A 15744-nucleotide genomic window follows, 5' to 3' on the forward strand; every position below is an offset into this window, starting at 1 on the left:
AAGCAACCTCGGTCAGCGGGGGCGGTTGACGAAGCAATCATACGGGCAATATAGGTGCGCCATGCCTGGCTGCAAGCACAAATCCTCCTATTTTTGAACAGGCCGTGCCAGAATGGCCCACCACCGGGCCAGGGGTTAGTACTGAAACATTTCCTGCAAGCGCTCGCAGACAGCCTGGGCCGTGGCCTTGGGCAGCACGCCCAAGAGGCGCACCAACCGCGTCTTGTCCACGGACCGCACGTGGTCGAGCGCGACCTGGCCCTCCTGGCCCTGGAAGGTGCAGTCCACCCGCGAGGGGTAGTCGCGCCGGGTGCTGGTGAGCGCGGCAATCGTGACCGTGCGCAGGTAGCGGTTCATCTCGTCGGGGGAGACCACCACGCAGGGGCGGGTCTTGTTGATTTCGCTGCCCTGGGTCGGGTCGAGGTTGACGAGCCACACCTCGAAGCGCAGCACGCCTACCACCGCCATTCGCTTTCCTCGAAGTCGTCGGCGAAGCCTTCCAGCAGCTCTCCCTCCGGCGTTTGCCCTTGGGCAATGGCGTGCTGAAAGCGCGCGTCCCAATCTTGGCGGCGGGGCGGGGCCACCGGGGTGATGAGCAGGCCCTCGGGAGTGGGCCGCAGGTCGACCTCCCCAGCCAAGTGATACTGCTGCAGTAACTTCTTGGGCAGCACAATCCCCTGGGAATTGCCCACCCGAATCAGGCGCGTGTTCATAACTCAAATGTACGTACTATGTAAGTACATTTGCTTCGCCCGCTTAGTTTCATTGGTTGGGTACTATACCTACCGTTTTTTTAAACTTGAACAACCATCAAAGAAGATGCAGTTCGGCCCTCGGCTGGGCATTGTGGGCCTTGGTTAAACGTTTGGTCCAGAAGTCGCATGTGCCAGCTGCCAAGGCCCATGATGACGGTTTAATTAGTAATCATACCCCCCAGAGCCGCAAGCTCATCCAGCCATAGGTGCCGAGCACGGCGGCCAGCCAGCCCAGCGCCCCATAGGTCAGCAGCAGGTACCAGGCCACGGCCGGGCGCCGGAACTGCCCGAAATACCGCACCGTGAGCCCCACGTCGGCGATGACGAAGGCCACGAAGACCAACGGCCCCAGCGAAGCGGCCGCGGCCGTCGGCAGGCCCGGATAGCCGTCCGTCGAGAGGTGGCCGACGAAGTTGATCAGCGCCCAGGCCGTGGTGGCCAGCGCGCCCAGCGCCAGCAGCGGCAGCAGGCGGGGCAGCAACTGCGCCCGCGGAATCCGGCGGCGCAGCACCCGCACCAGGCCCACCAGCGCGGCCAGGCTGCTGGTGATAACCAGCAAGCCGCACAACGCCAGCAGGGCCGGGGGCAGCCACCACCAGAACCCGGCCGCCAGCGCGTAGCCGCCCGCGGAGCCCCCGGTGGCGATCAGCACCCGCCGGCCTTCTTTGTCCCGGGTAAGCACCGCGGTGGCCGCTTGCACCCCCGGGCGGCGGAAGGTGAGCGGGCCGGTGGGCAGCAGCGTGTCGGCGGGGTCCAGCAGCGGCTCGTTCAGCAAGAACTCCCCTTCCCGGCGCAGGTGCGTGCCCCCCGTCAGGTAGTCGGCAAAGCCGCTTAGCTCGTTGCGCGGGGCGGCGCTACAGTAGTGGCCCAGGTACGGCCCCACGGCGGCGGCATCGAGCGGCACGCGGGGCAGCGGCGCAGGCGCGGGCAGCTGCCGCAGCAAAAACGCTTGCACCAACTGCTCCAGTTTCGGGGCGCCCCGCTCGCCGTTGTTCGAGAACGCATAGCCCACGCCCAGCGCGCGGTTGTAGCCGAAGGCGCTGACGAACCCGCCGATGCCGCCGCCGTGGCCCCGGAACAGGGCCTTGCCCTGGAAACCGAGGGGGTAGTTGGCCAACCCATAGCCCGTGCGCAGGCCGGCGCGCGCCGAGAGGGGCGAGTGCGCCGTTTCCAGCTCGTGCAGGCTGGCGGGCTGTAAGAGGGCGCGGCCGTCGGGGGCGCGGCCCTCGTGCAGAAAAAACCGGACCCACTGCCTCAGGTCGGCCGCCGAGGCACTCATCGAGCCGGCCGCGCCCAGGTAGATGGGCAGCAAGGGCACAGCCCGGTAGTGCCCGTCAGCGTAGCCGTAGCCCCGCGTGAGGTGGTCTAGTCGAGGTGCACAGAAGCAGGACGTATATTTTCCTGAGTCATGACCGCAAAAAAGAGCAAGACCACGCCGGATAAGCGGCGCAAATACGACGATGCCTTCAAGGCCGAAGCCTTTCGCTTGGCAACCGAAAGCCGGAGCACGCAGGCGGCGGCGCAACTGGACATTAGCCCCAAGTTGCTTTACCGGTGGCAGCAAGCGCAGCTCGTGGCCGAAGTAGGCAGTGTCGAGGTGGCGCGTGACCCGGAAGTACGCGCGCTGCGGGCCCGGCTGAAGCGGGCCGAGCAGGAGCTCGACATTTTAAAAAAAGCCTTGGTCATCTTCGCCCAGCCGACCCGGTGAGCGCCTACCAGCACATCGCCCAGCGCCAGGCCCAGGTGCCAGTGCGCCAGCTCTGCTAGGTGTTACACGTGGCCCCCAGCGCCTACTACGCGTGGCAGCGGCGCCAGCTGCCCGCACCGGAACCAGCTTGGCAAGGAGCTGTCCGGACAGCAGTTAAGTGGCATTCCGCCCGCTATGGTACCCGTCGGTTGCGGGCCGAACTGCGGGCCCAAGGCCACGTGGTGGGCCGCTGGCGCATTCGACGGACGCTGGCCGCCGCCGGTCTGCGCGCCCAGCAGCCCCGCTCGTTTGTGCCCCGCACCACGGATTCCGACCCAAACGTGCGGGCGGCTCCCAACCGCTTGCTGGGCCAACCGGCCCCCACCGCCCCGAATCAGGTGTGGGTGGGCGACATCACCTACTTGCCTAAACAGGGCGGCGGTGGGCTGTACCTGGCCACCTGGCTGGACCGCTACTCGCGCAAGGTTGTCGGCTGGGACGTGCGCGAATCCATGCCCGAAGCCCTGGTCAGCAAGGCGCTCCGCCGCGCCCTGGCCGTGCGTCAGCCGGCGGCCGGCTTGATCGTCCATTCCGACCAGGGCAGCCAGTACTCCGCTACCCACTTCAAGGCCTTAGTGGCGCGCCACGAGGCGGTGCAAAGCATGAGCCGCCGGGGAAATTGCTACGATAATGCCCACGCTGAATCCTTTTGGAGTCGGCTCAAAACCGAATTACTCGACGGCGGCAGCTTCCGCAATCTCACGGAAGCGCAGCTGGAAATCAGCCATTATCTCGCCTATTACGACGCCGAGCGCCGGCATTCGGCCCTCGGCTATCTCGCCCCCAATCACTTGGAAACCCACCTGCAAACCACGTCCCAACTCTGTGCGGCCTAGCTAGACCACCTCAACGGGAAGGGGTACGCTTGGGCCACACCGAAGAGTACAGGAGAGTTTGGGATAGCGGGCGTGGTTTATTGCATGCATTCTTCGCTCCATGGCTTGCCCGCAGGCTGAAAAAGGGGAGGGCCGCGAACCGGCGCGGTGGTAGCAAAGGCTGCTGGCCCGGGTTGTTCCACTTTTGCCTTTGTCCTGCCTGCTATGAAAACCCGAATCGGAATTGCAACCGTCCTTTGCGGCAGCCTGGCGCTGCTGAGTATCCCGGCACTGGCCCAGGCCAAGCTCGAAACGGGCGGGCAAAAACCCATGCCGGCGGCTGAATGGATAGACCAGAGCACGGGTCACACAGTGATGCGCCTCACCCCTCAGGACGGCAGCAACGCCGGCTTCTACTTCCACAACAACCCGTTTCTGAAAGCCAAAGGCAGCGAGGGCGACCTGATGGTGTATTACCACACCGACGCCAAGGGCCACCAGCTGCGCGTGCTCAACCTCAAGACCCGGCAGACCACGCCCGTGACCCGCTACTTTGCCCAGGTGCACGGCGAGATTGTGGCGCCCCGGCACCGGGAGGTGTTTTACCAGACCCGCGACACGGTGTACGCCACCAACGTCGACACCCGCAAGACGCGGCTGGTGTACGTGTTTGCCAGGGATTACCCGGCCAGCATCACCTCGCTTAATGCCGATGAAACCGTGCTGGCGGGCTCCATGGCCGGGCAGGAAGCGCGCGACATCCTCAAGAAATACCCGGCGAAGTCCGACTTTTTCAACCGCATCTACGATGCCCACGTCGAGCACGCGCTGTTCACGATAAATACGAAGACCCGGCAGCTGCAGGAAATCTACAAGGAGAATACTTGGCTCGGCCACGTGCAGTTTTCGCCCACCGACCCCAATTTGCTGATGTACTGCCACGAAGGCCCCTGGGGCAAGGTAGACCGCATCTGGCACATCAATATCAAGACCAAAGCCGTGCGGCTGATGCACAAGCGCACCGTAGACGGCGAGATTGCCGGCCACGAGTTCTTCAGCCCCGATGGCCAAACCATCTGGTTTGATTTGCAAAAGCCCCGCAGCGTGACCTTTTATCTGGCCGGGGCCAACGTGAAAACCGGCCAGGAAAAGCTCTACCAAATGGACCGCAACGAGTGGTCCATTCATTTCAATATTTCGCCCGACCAGAAGCTCTTTGCCGGCGACGGCGGCGACGCCGGGCAAGTGGCCAAAGCCCCCGACGGCATGTGGATTAACCTGTTTCGGCCCGAAGGCGACAAGTTTCGGGCCGAGCGACTGGTGAACATGCAGCACCACGGCTACAAGCTGGAGCCCAACATCCACTTCACGCCCGATGGCAAATGGCTGGTTTTTCGGGCCAATTTTGAAGGCGAAGAGCAGGTGTACGGCGTGGAAATTGCGAAAGCGGCACTATAAATTTTTGAAATAAATCGACCGTCAGTTCGCTCGGCATGACGGGCCATTAACTCGGGCCAGTACCCGAACCCCCACTCAATGCTAAATCCCACCCTGAAAGCCTGCCTTTTTGCCCTGTTGCTGCTTGCGCTGCAGCCTGCCCAGGCGCAGAAGCTGCCCAAGAAAAGGGCCGTGCTCAAAGCCATGACCCGGACCAACGACTACTTCATGAAGAAGTGGCCCGATACCGGCAAGGAAATCGTGACGAATAAGGCCCGCCCCAGCCACATCTGGACGCGCGGCGTGTACTACGAAGGCCTGATGGCCCTCTACCAGACCGATAAGCAAAAGCGCTACTACGACTACGCCGTGGACTGGGGCGAAAAGCACCAGTGGGGCATCCGCAACGGCGTGACCAACCGTAATGCCGACGACCAGTGCGCCGGCCAGACCTACCTGGAGCTGTACCAGATAGACCCTAGGCCCGAGCGCCTGCGCGACATCAAGGCCAGCGTGGACGCCATGGTGAGCAGCGACAAGGTGGACGACTGGAACTGGATTGATGCCCTGCAAATGGCCATGCCCGTGTTTGCCAAGCTGGGCGTGCTGACCAAGGACACGGCTTACTACGGCAAGATGTACCGCATCTACAACTACTCCAAAACCAAGCACGGCACCAACGGCCTCTACAACCCGCAGGACAAACTCTGGTGGCGCGACAAGGACTTTGTGCCCCCATATAAAGAGCCCAACGGCGAAGATTGCTACTGGAGCCGCGGCAACGGCTGGGTGGTAGCGGCCATGGTGCGCGTGCTCGACGTGATGCCCAAAGACGCCCCGCACCGCGCCGAATACGAGCAAATGTACCTGGCCATGATGCAGGCGCTGCCCCCTTTGCAGCGCCCCGACGGCTTCTGGAACGTGAGCCTGCACGACCCCACGCACTTCGGCGGCAAGGAGATGACCGGTACGGCGCTGTTTGTGTACGGCATGGCCTGGGGCCTCAACAACGGCCTGCTCAACCGCCAGCAGTACGAGCCCATCATCGCCAAAGCCTGGAAAGGCATGGTGACCAACTGCATCCACAAAGACGGTTTCCTGGGCTACGTGCAGGGCACCGGCAAGGAGCCCAAAGACAGCCAGCCCGTGAGCTACACCAGCAAACCCGACTTTGAAGACTACGGCCTGGGCTGCTTCCTGCTGGCGGGCAGCGAGGTATACAAGCTGAAATAGTGGTGCTCACGGGCGCCTCACCCCCGGCCGCTCTCCCAAAGGAGAGGGGTGCCAGCCGACCTTTTAAAATATAGATTATCCTGCGTCCACCTTCGTTCGGCCCCCCCCTCTCCTGTTCGGAGAGGGGGCCGGGGGGGGAGGCGCCCGCCAGAACAACCCGTATGAAACGACTCCTTCCTTCGCTTTTCCTCGCGACCCTGGCCTCGCTCAGCACCCAGGCCCAGGCCCCCAAATGGCCGGCCATCACCCAGCAAACCAAGCCCTGGACGCGCTGGTGGTGGGAGGGCAGCGCCGTAAACAAAGCCGACCTCACCCACCTGCTCACCCAGTACCAGCAGGCGGGGCTGGGCGGCATGGAAATCACGACCATCTACGGCGTGAAGGGCGCCGAAAGCCAGTTCATCGATTTCCTTTCGCCGAAGTGGATGGACATGCTCACGCACACGCTCACGGAAGCCACCCGCCTGGGGCTGGGCATCGACATGGCGCAGGCTTCGGGCTGGCCTTTTGGCGGGCCGTGGGTGGCGCCGGTAGATGCGTCGAAGTACGTGGCGTACAGCACCTACTCGGTGAAAGGCGGCGAAAGCCTGCCGGAGCCGGTCAGCTTCATGCAAAAGCCCATTGCCAATGCAGTGGGGCACAAAGTGGACCTCAAGCAGCTCTCGGACCCCGTGGCCACCAATAAAAACCTGCAAACCCTGGCGCTGGACCAGGTGCGCTTCGAGAAGCCGCTGCCGCTGCAAACGCTGATGGCCTATTCGGATAAAGGCCAGACGCTGGACCTGACCAGCAAAGTGGGCGCTGATGGCAAATTGAGCTGGACGGCGCCGACCGGCACCTGGACGCTGTACGCCCTTTTTCAGGGCTGGCACGGCAAGCAGGTGGAGCGGGCCGGCCCCGGCGGCGAGGGCGACGTCATCGACCACCTCTCTAAAACCGCCACCGACCATTACCTGGCGTATTTCGACAAGGCTTTCAAGGGCTACGACGTGAAGCCAATCCGGGCGTTTTTCAACGACTCGTACGAGGTAGACGATGCCCAGGGCGAGGCCAACTGGACGCCGCTGATGTTTGCGGAGTTTCAGAAGCGGCGCGGCTACGACTTGCGCCAGCACCTGCCGGCGCTGTTCAACAAAGCCGCCGAGGACGAAAACAAGCGCGTGCTCACCGACTACCGCGAAACGATTTCCGAGCTGCTGCTCGAGAACTACACCAAAACCTGGGGCGCCTGGGCCAAAACCCACGATGCGCTGATTCGCAACCAGGCCCACGGCTCGCCGGCCAACATCCTGGATTTGTACGCCGCCACCGACATCCCCGAGACGGAAGGGGAGGACCTCACGCGCATCAAGTTTGCGTCGTCGGCCGCGCACGTCACGGGCAAGCCGCTCACGTCGGCCGAAACGGCAACCTGGGAGAATGACCATTTTCTGAGCAAGCTCAGCGACGTGAAAAAGGCCGTCGACCGCATGCTGCTGGGCGGCGTCAACCACGTCTTTTACCACGGCACTGCCTATTCGCCGCAGGCGGCCAAATGGCCGGGCTGGCTGTTTTACGCCGCCGTGGAGTTCAACCCCCAAAACCCATTCTGGACGGATTTCGGCAAGCTGAACCAGTACGCCGCCCGCTGCCAGTCGTTTTTGCAAGCCGGCCAGCCCAGCAACGACGTGCTGCTGTACTTGCCCATTTCCGATGCCTACACGCGGCCCGGCAAGGTGCTGCTCCAGCACTTCGATGGCATCGAGCACGGCTTTAAAGGCATGCCCATCGAAGCCACCAGCGAAATGCTGCTGGCCAAAGGCTACGGCTACGACTTCATCTCCGACAAGCAGGTGCAGCAGGTAGTAAATGCCGGCAAGGGCCTGACCACCAGCGGCGGCGCCACCTACCAAACCCTGCTGGTGCCCGAGGCCCACCTCATGCCGCTGCCCACCCTGCAGCAGCTGCTGAAGCTGGCCCAAAACGGTGCTACCATCGTGCTGCAAAGCCAGGCGCCCGATGACGTTCCCGGCCTGGGCAGCCTGGCCACGCGCCGCGCCGCCTTTAAAAAGCTGCTGGCTCAGCTCAACTTCGCGGCCACCAAGCAAGCCGGCGTGCAGCAAGCCACCGTGGGCAAAGGGCGGGTGCTCCTGGGCAAAGACGTAAGCCAGCTGCTGGCCCAAGCCGGCGTGAAGCGCGAAACCCTCGTGGACAACGGCCTGCAGTTTATGCGCCGCAGCCACGCCAAAGGCCATTATTACTTCCTGGCCAACTGGGGCGAGAAGGCCATAAAAGGCTGGGTGCCGCTGCACACAGCCGCCAAATCGGCGGCCCTCTACAACCCCATGACCGAGCAAACCGGCATGGCCTCGGTGCGCACCTCGGCCCAGGGCACGCCCGAAGTGTACCTGCAGCTGGCGCCCGGTGAAACCTGCATCCTGGATACCAACGAAGGCCCCGTAACAGGCCCCGCCTACACCTACCTAACCCCCGCCGCCGCGGCCCAGCCCCTCACCGGCCCCTGGGACCTGGCCTTCCTTTCGGGTGGTCCGGAGCTGCCGGCCCGGCTGCAAACCCGTGAGCTGGCCTCCTGGACCACGCTGGCCGGCGAGGCGGGCAAGAAGTTCTCCGGCACAGCCACCTACACCACCACGTTTGCCATGCCCCAGGGCACTTCCGATGGCTGGCTGCTCGACCTGGGCCGCGTGGCCCAAAGCGCTCGCGTGCTGGTGAACGGCCAGCCCATGGGCACGCTGATTGGGCCGGTCTACCAGGTGTTCCTGCCCAAGTCCCGGCTGCAGCCCACCAATACCCTGACCGTGACGGTGAGCAACCTCATGGCCAACCGCATTGCCGACCTGGACCGAAACCACGTGGACTGGAAGATTTTCTACAACACCAACATGCCCGCCAAGCTCAAGGAAAACCGCAGCGCCGACGGCCTCTTCACGGCCGAAAAGTGGGAGCCTCTGGAGTCGGGCTTGCTGGGCCCCGTCACCCTCACGCCCGCTTCCTTGGGCGCACCCGTTCAATAAGTACTGCCATGGATAAAGTAGCCTTCACCATGAAGCTCAAGCCCGGCGTGGCTGCCGAGTACCAGCGCCGCCACACCGAAATCTGGCCCGAGCTCACCGCCGCCTTGCAGCAGGCGGGCATCCGCGATTATTCCATTTACCTCGATGCCGCCAGCAGGACCTTGTTTGCGGTGCAGAAGCGGGAAGCAGGCCACACCACGGCCGCCTTGCCGGCTACCGCCATTATGCAGCGCTGGTGGGCCTACATGGCCGATTTGATGGAAACCAACCCCGACCATTCGCCGGTGGTGCAGCCGCTGGAATGCGTGTTTCACATGGACTAAAAAGCAGGCCTTCCCACTCGTTGGGCCGGAATGAAAAAGTCTTTCGCCATAACAGGAGGGTGCGGGAAGGTTTGAGCTAGAGGGGAAGCCAGCTTTGTGTAGTGAGTGAGAAATACAACCTGACTGATGCGTAGCAGGATGGAAAAAAGATTGGGTGGGAGTCCTCTTTCATCTGTTTCTGCCGCGCATCATGTCAGTGTTGTCACTTTCCCTACTTTCCGACTTAGCCTCCCGACTCTATGAACCTGCTTCTTACGCTGCTTATTTCCCTGTTTGCGTGGCTGAACCCGGCGCCCGCCGACACCTCGCCCGAGTGGACCAAGCAGGTAGGCGCCAAGACCCTGCCGACCGGAAAAACCATTTTCTCGGCCTCGAAATACGGCGCCGTGGCCGATGGCAAAACCCTCGCCACCCAGGCCATCCAAAAAACCATTGACGCCGCGGCCAAAAAGGGCGGCACCGTGACGCTGGCCCCCGGCCAGTACCTCACCGGCTCGCTGTTCCTGAAAAAAGGCGTGACGTTGCGCCTCGATAAGGGCGTGACGCTGCTCGGCAGCCAGGACCTGAAAGACTACCCCGAAATCCAGACCCGCGTGGCCGGCATCGAGATGAAGTGGCCCGCTGCTCTGCTCAACGTGCTCGACCAGGACAACGTGGCCATCACCGGCGAAGGCACCATCGACGGCCAGGGAAAAGTGTTCTGGGACAAGTACTGGGCCATGCGCAAAGAATATGACCCCAAGGGCCTGCGCTGGATTATCGACTACGACGCCAAGCGTCCGCGCGCGCTGCTCGTGTCCAACGCTTCCAACGTTACCATTAAGAACATTACCCTGCAGCGCTCGGGCTTCTGGACGGTGCACGTGCTCTACTCCAAGAACGTGACCGTGGAAGGCATCGTGGTACGCAACAACCTCGGCGGCCACGGCCCCAGCACCGACGGCATCGACATCGACTCGAGCAGCTACGTGCTGATTCAGAAGTGTGACATCGACTGCAACGACGACAACTTCTGCCTGAAAGCCGGCCGCGACGCCGACGGCCTGCGCGTGAACCGCCCCTGCGAGTACGTCCTCATTCAGGACTGCGTGGCCGGCGCCGGCGACGGCCTCTTCACCTGCGGCTCCGAAACTTCGGGCGGCATCCGCCACATCATTGCCCGCCGCCTCAAGGCCAAGGGCACCAAAACTGGCATCCGCATCAAGTCGGCCCTCACCCGCGGCGGTACCGTGGAAGACGTCTGGGTCGACGACATCGAAATGGCCGATGTGGGCTTCGGCATCATCATGACCATGAACTGGAACCCCGCCTACAGCTATTCTACGCTGCCCGCCGGCTACACCCAGGCAACCCTGCCCGCCCACTGGAAAGCCATGCTGACTAAAGTGGAGCCAGCCGAAAAAGGCATGCCCCACTTCCGCAACGTGCACATCAGCAACGTGCGGGTGACGAACGCCAAAACCGCCATCTCCGCTGAAGGCCAGCCCAAGTCCCTGCTTGAAGGCATCTCCCTCAACAACATCACCATGACCGCCGCCACCGCCGGCGGCATTAGCTACGCCACTGGCTGGACCATCAAAGACGTGAACATCACCGCCCAGGACCAGGAGCCCGTGGCCGTGCAAAACAGCCAGAATATCAAGTTTTAGATTTTTTTGTGAACCCCAAATTCCAAGAGGCGGCCTCCATTGGGGGCCGCTTCTTTTTACTTGAAAACGCCAGTTGGGCAAATGGTGCCGACTAAAGCAAGCACCTGCCTCCGGTCGGCACGAGGCGCTAACCTGTTCCTGGTAGTCGCCCAAGTACCAAATCCTCTATTTTCCATACTGATGATGACAAGAAGAGAACTAACCCTGGTAGCCCTCACCGCGCTGCTGATGAGCATTCCCCTGGCCATAATGGCCAACAACGAACATCTTCTGGCCACCCTTCCTTCTTCGGTGTACGAGTGGAAAGCCAGCAAAGCGACGCCCACGAAAGTGGGGGAGAAACGACAATTCCTCGATTCGCCCACGGAGACGCTGGAAAACCTGGAGATTCACGCAACCACCTTAAATCCGGGCGAATTCGCGCATCCGGCCCATCAGCATCCGGAAGAGGAGTTGATGATAGTGAAAGAGGGCACGGTAGAAGCCCTGGTCAATGGCGAATTCAAGCGCGTGGGCCCCGGCTCCCTTATCTTCCAAGCGCCCAATAGGTTGCACAGCATCAGAAACGTGGGGACTACCCAGGCTACGTATCACGTCCTGAAATGGCGCACGGTTAAAACAGCTGTGCCCACGACTGCGAAACCCTAATTATTAGTGCGCAGGCCAAACGACCGAAGACGTCTGGAAAGGAACCCAGTCGTTGTTAAATATGCGCTTGGCAGGACGTTATAATGTCTATAAATATCTATGCCATACTATGTTTAGTCTTATTTGGCATCATTGATTTCAATCCAGTACCCATCGGGGTCCTGGAGGTAGATTTGTTTTACCCCGTCTATCCGGGCCGTGGGCTCTTTGCTGTCGCCTTTTAGGTTAGTGTAGGGCACGCTTAGCTTTTCGAGGTGACCCATGAATGCACGCAGCGAAGCCACGCTGAAGCACAGGTGGATGTTCTTGTTGACAATGGGGGTACAGTCGCGTTGAATGACATGCAGCTGCAGATTTGGGCCAATGCTGAACCAGGCGTGAATGCCGTCATTAAAGGGATTGGCAATTTCTTGAAGCTCAAGCACCGTTCGGTAAAAGCCTGTGCTCGCCTTCAGGTCGTGCACGCACACGGCTGCGTGATTAAAAATGGGGGCAGTGCCAGGCTTTGATTGCCCATAGCAGCGCGGCAACCCCGCGAAGCCGGTGAGAAAAAGGAGCAGTAGCAGGGGTTTCATTCGGGCGCGGGTTGTGGGTTGAAGTAAGGGAGTGGCCACAATTGGGGGGATGCCGGTTATTTGGCAGCCAGCAGCGACAGGTCTTTGACCAGGGTAAGGCGTAGCGCGTCGCGGGCGTAGTAGCCGGCATTTGCGGGCCGCCGCTGCCAGATGTGAATGTAGCCCAACTCAGTTGCAAAGCCTCCCCCGATTGGCCGTTCTACTCCGGCATACGTCTGGTTTTGGTCGAAGGCGCCACCGTTCAGCATCAGTTCATTCGTTGCCCGTAACCTCCAGGAAGTATTGGGCAACCACTCCAGCTGCAGGCGGCCGCGGTAGCGCGTGAGATAAGCCCACTCGTTGCTCAGCTCAGCGGCGACCACCTGCCCCAGCCAGCGTTGCTCCACCCGCAGGCGCGTTTGAAAGCGGAAGTGGTTAGGCAAGGGCACCGTGGCCGATACTTCCTCATAAGCCCGCCGCTCGGGCACGCTCACGCCATTCTTGGGCTGCCGCAGGTATGTGCCCCCCAGGGCGGCATCCCACACCGGGGAGGCGCGGAAGTGCAGATGGTGGTTGGTGATGAATTGCCATTGCCTGTCGGGCCAGGCAAAGCGCCGCTCTTCCACTTCGGTGTGCAGCGTGAGCCGGGAACTCAGCCGCGTCCTCAGATACAGGCGCCCCCAATACCCTTGTTGCTGCACCGTCTGGGCAGCGCCCAGCAAGGGCATGAGCATCAGGAGCGCCAACAAGGATTTCATAAAAATGGCTAGGAGCCGCTGAAAAAGTATCTGCGGGTCGGCGGAAGGGTGGCATTATATTAGCTTGGTGCGGCGGTTTGTCCGCGCCCCATGTTATTCCCCTTGCTCGGGCTCTGATTCTTGCCGGCAAAAACGGCGCGATTTAATGGTTTTCATGCCCAAAGTGGCAAATTCACGATGCCTGAAGCCACTGATGAGGATAGCAATAGCAGCCCGCAGCCCAACTGAAATGGCCCGATAAACGGCCGTGGCGCAGCCTCCGTTTATCGGGCCATTTCAGTTGGGCTGCGGGCCAGCTGGGGCGGTGGCTGAAAGGTTTTCCAGGGAATCACCGCCGGCCCGCGCCCTGCGCTACTTGGATGCGACGCTTTTCCTAGCAAACTCGGCGGCAGCAGCGTTCAGCTGTTTCGGCGAGGGGGTTTTGCTGCCTTCATCAATCAGAATCCGGTAGCGGAACGTTACCGACTCCCCCTTTTTTAGCTGCAGGTTCTTGGCCGACTGACCGTTGGTAAATATCTTCTCGCCCAGTGGGTTGGCCGCAAACAGGCCGTAGCCGCGGGCGTGCCAGAAGGTGGGGTAGTTCGGGTTTTTGGGGTGGTCGATAATGGTGACACTGACCGAGTCCCGGCCCATTTTGCCGTACACCTTGCACCAGTTGCCGCGCGTGCTCCAGGCGTCGTTGCCGCGCTTGCCGGCGCTGGTCAGGTAGTTGCCGTTGGCTACTTTGTCGGTGCCGGCTTTCACCACCGTCACGATGCCTTTGCTGTCGGTAAACTTCTGGTCCTGGTCGGTGGGCATTTGCAGCTCGTGGGCCAGACGCAGGCCCAGCAGGCCGTCTTTGGCATCGGCAAAGGTGACCAGGTCCATCACGCCGGTGAGGGTCGTCACCCGGTCGATGGTGCGTTCCCGGTCCGTGCCGCTAAACTCGAAGCGGGTGGTTTCTTCCAGCAGCACCTCGTTTTTCTGGTTGGTCCAGTTGGCGTGGTAGGCCAGCACGCCGGTGGGACCGCTGATGGTGGTCAGAATCTTATCCGTCTTTATCCAACCGTAGGTGGCCTTTTTCTCTTTCGGAATGGCGTAGGAGTTGTTCCAGAAGTCCAGCCCGTTCACGTTCTCGAAGTTAAACCACGTGCCCAGGTGGTGCGGGTGGTCGGTAGGGTCCCCGGTCTTAGGGTTCAGCGGGAAGCCGCGCGTCACCACGGTACCGTCGGCGGCGTGCAGCGGATACAGCACCGGCTTCTCCAGCGAATCGGGGTATAAGAAGCTGGTGAACAGCCGCTTGCCCACGTACACGTCAACCTTCTTGGCTTTGGCGTCTTTGGTCACGCGCACCGGCTCCGCTTTTTGGGCCGTAGCCTCGGAGAAGCTTGCCAGCAACAGTAGCAGGGCACTGGCGCTGAGAATGGTTAATCTTTTCATGGAGTGGGAGTGGAGAGGGATTAATACTTGAAGGGCTTGCCGCCTACCATTACCTCCTGGGTTTTCTCATCGAAGGTGGCCTTCATGCCCGTGTGCACGGCGGCGTTGGTCATGATGGTGGCAATGGAGTGGCTGTAGCCGGCCTCCACGGGCGCATTGGGCTGCTTGCGGCTGCGTACGCACTCCATCCAGTTGCGGATGTGGTTGGAGGTGAGCTTATCGCCGCCGGTATTGGCCGAGGCGATAACCGGCTCCACTTCCGACAGGCTGGACTCGGGCAGCAGGAAAGGCTTCATGTGCATGGCGTCGGCGAACTTCTGGTTGAGGCCGCCCTTCGACGACACCGTATTGGTGTTCAGGTTCAGCTCGCCGCCGTTGGAATAATAGATTTCAGCCGGATGCTCGTCGCCGTTGTCCATGCGCGAGCCGAACGTGACCTGAAAGCCGTTGGTCGGGTCGTTCTGGGGGCCGTAATCAAACACCGCCGAGATGGTGTCCCAGTTCTTGCGGCCGTCTTTCCACATGTAGATGCCACCGTTGGCCACCACGCTGCGCGGGTGCTGCAGGCCCGTAAACCAATGCACGGTATCAATCTGGTGGCTCATCCACTGGCCCGGCAGGCCCGAGGAATAGGGCCAGAATAGCCGGAACTCCAGGTATTTGCGCGCGTCAAACGCCTCGGCGGGCCGGTTCATCAGGTAGCGCTTCCAGTCGGTGTCGGCTTCTTTGAGCAGAGGCACCACGTCGGGGCGGCGCCAGCGGCCCGGCTGGTTCACGTTCCAGGTCAGCTCAACCATTTTGATGTCGCCAAATTTGCCGGACTTGATGAAGGCTTCGGCGGCGTGGTAATTGGACCCGCTGCGGCGCTGCGAGCCAATCTGCACAATCTGCTTCGAGGCCTTGATGGCTTTCAGGGCCGCCCGGTTGTCCTCCATGGTTTCGGCGAAGGGCTTTTCGCAGTACACGTCGCAGCCGGCCTTCACTGCCTCAATGGCGTGCAGGGCGTGCTGAAAGTCGGCGGTGCTCACGAAAACGGCATCTATACCCTTCTTGTCATACATTTCTTCGTTGTTGCGGTAGGCCGCCACGTCGTGCCCCATCTTCTCTTTCCAGATGGAGGCACCTTCGTCGCGCCGCCGCTTCCAGATGTCGGACACGCCCACCACGTCGAAGTTGAGCTCTTTGTAGTGGTTCATGAAGCACGGGATGTGCGAGCTGCGGTGGCGGTCGGAGAAGCCGACCACGCCCACGCGCACCCGGTCGTTTGCCCCGACGATGCGCCGGTAGCTGCTGGCCGACCAGCCCAGGGTGGGCGCGAGCATCACCCCGGCGCTGGCCAGGGCCGTTTGCTTGAGGAAAAGGCGACGCGGATTGGAGGATTCGTTTGACATA

Annotated in this window: 15 protein-coding genes; 8 read left to right on the plus strand and 7 right to left on the minus strand. The window is 61.7% G+C overall.

All coding sequences use genetic code 11. The features are described from left to right. Positions 1 to 135: 135 nt before the first annotated feature. The 3 genes from AUC43_RS09220 to AUC43_RS09230 form a co-directional block, all read right to left on the minus strand. Complete coding sequence (locus AUC43_RS09220; RefSeq protein WP_068192198.1) at positions 136 to 468, minus strand: type II toxin-antitoxin system PemK/MazF family toxin; 333 nt, start codon at positions 466 to 468, stop codon at positions 136 to 138. Next, the gene (locus AUC43_RS09225) at positions 456 to 713 is read right to left on the minus strand and encodes an AbrB/MazE/SpoVT family DNA-binding domain-containing protein (RefSeq protein WP_068192200.1); all 258 of its coding nucleotides are present in this window, start codon (positions 711 to 713) and stop codon (positions 456 to 458) included. Before AUC43_RS09225 ends, AUC43_RS09220 begins: the two co-directional genes overlap by 13 nt. Before the next feature lie 211 nt (positions 714 to 924). Further along, on the minus strand, positions 925 to 2073 hold the full coding sequence (locus AUC43_RS09230; RefSeq protein ID WP_071885855.1) for a serine hydrolase: 1149 nt from the start codon (positions 2071 to 2073) through the stop codon (positions 925 to 927). 90 nt (positions 2074 to 2163) lie between these two features. Here AUC43_RS09230 and AUC43_RS09235 point away from each other — a divergent pair, with 90 nt between their 5' ends. The 8 genes from AUC43_RS09235 (at position 2164) to AUC43_RS09270 (ending at position 11621) form a co-directional block, all read left to right on the plus strand. Next, positions 2164 to 2463, plus strand: a complete 300-nt coding sequence (locus tag AUC43_RS09235; RefSeq protein ID WP_068192205.1) for a transposase — start codon at positions 2164 to 2166, stop codon at positions 2461 to 2463. Between the two features lie 68 nt (positions 2464 to 2531). Beyond that, positions 2532 to 3338, plus strand: a complete 807-nt coding sequence (locus tag AUC43_RS09240) for an IS3 family transposase (RefSeq protein ID WP_157781013.1) — start codon at positions 2532 to 2534, stop codon at positions 3336 to 3338. A 204-nt stretch (positions 3339 to 3542) separates the two neighbouring features. After that, positions 3543 to 4775: an oligogalacturonate lyase family protein gene (locus AUC43_RS09245; protein WP_068192209.1), complete on the plus strand. Its 1233-nt coding sequence runs from the start codon at positions 3543 to 3545 to the stop codon at positions 4773 to 4775. A gap of 78 nt (positions 4776 to 4853) precedes the next feature. Then, the gene (locus AUC43_RS09250; protein WP_068192211.1) at positions 4854 to 5987 is read left to right on the plus strand and encodes a glycoside hydrolase family 88/105 protein; all 1134 of its coding nucleotides are present in this window, start codon (positions 4854 to 4856) and stop codon (positions 5985 to 5987) included. A 161-nt stretch (positions 5988 to 6148) separates the two neighbouring features. Continuing rightward, positions 6149 to 9001: a glycosyl hydrolase gene (locus AUC43_RS09255; protein ID WP_068192213.1), complete on the plus strand. Its 2853-nt coding sequence runs from the start codon at positions 6149 to 6151 to the stop codon at positions 8999 to 9001. Between the two features lie 8 nt (positions 9002 to 9009). After that, a complete protein-coding gene (gene rhaM / locus AUC43_RS09260) occupies positions 9010 to 9324 on the plus strand; it encodes an L-rhamnose mutarotase (RefSeq protein ID WP_068192215.1) in 315 nt (104 codons plus the stop codon). A gap of 239 nt (positions 9325 to 9563) precedes the next feature. Beyond that, complete coding sequence (locus AUC43_RS09265) at positions 9564 to 10973, plus strand: glycoside hydrolase family 28 protein (RefSeq protein WP_068192217.1); 1410 nt, start codon at positions 9564 to 9566, stop codon at positions 10971 to 10973. 180 nt (positions 10974 to 11153) lie between these two features. Next, positions 11154 to 11621, plus strand: a complete 468-nt coding sequence (locus tag AUC43_RS09270) for a cupin domain-containing protein (protein WP_199243524.1) — start codon at positions 11154 to 11156, stop codon at positions 11619 to 11621. 119 nt (positions 11622 to 11740) lie between these two features. Here AUC43_RS09270 and AUC43_RS09275 read toward each other — a convergent pair whose 3' ends face one another. The 4 genes from AUC43_RS09275 to AUC43_RS09290 form a co-directional block, all read right to left on the minus strand. After that, the gene (locus AUC43_RS09275) at positions 11741 to 12196 is read right to left on the minus strand and encodes a VOC family protein (RefSeq protein WP_071885857.1); all 456 of its coding nucleotides are present in this window, start codon (positions 12194 to 12196) and stop codon (positions 11741 to 11743) included. 56 nt (positions 12197 to 12252) lie between these two features. Next, positions 12253 to 12933 (minus strand): DUF2490 domain-containing protein, encoded by a 681-nt coding sequence (locus AUC43_RS09280; protein ID WP_068192219.1) that lies wholly within the window; start codon positions 12931 to 12933, stop codon positions 12253 to 12255. Between the two features lie 351 nt (positions 12934 to 13284). Continuing rightward, positions 13285 to 14352, minus strand: a complete 1068-nt coding sequence (locus AUC43_RS09285) for a DUF6807 domain-containing protein (RefSeq protein ID WP_068192220.1) — start codon at positions 14350 to 14352, stop codon at positions 13285 to 13287. A gap of 20 nt (positions 14353 to 14372) precedes the next feature. Next, positions 14373 to 15743 (minus strand): Gfo/Idh/MocA family protein, encoded by a 1371-nt coding sequence (locus AUC43_RS09290; RefSeq protein ID WP_068192223.1) that lies wholly within the window; start codon positions 15741 to 15743, stop codon positions 14373 to 14375. Position 15744: the final 1 nt, after the last annotated feature.

The sequence above is a fragment of the Hymenobacter sedentarius genome (assembly GCF_001507645.1).
GTDB classification, from domain to species: Bacteria; Bacteroidota; Bacteroidia; order Cytophagales; family Hymenobacteraceae; genus Hymenobacter; species Hymenobacter sedentarius.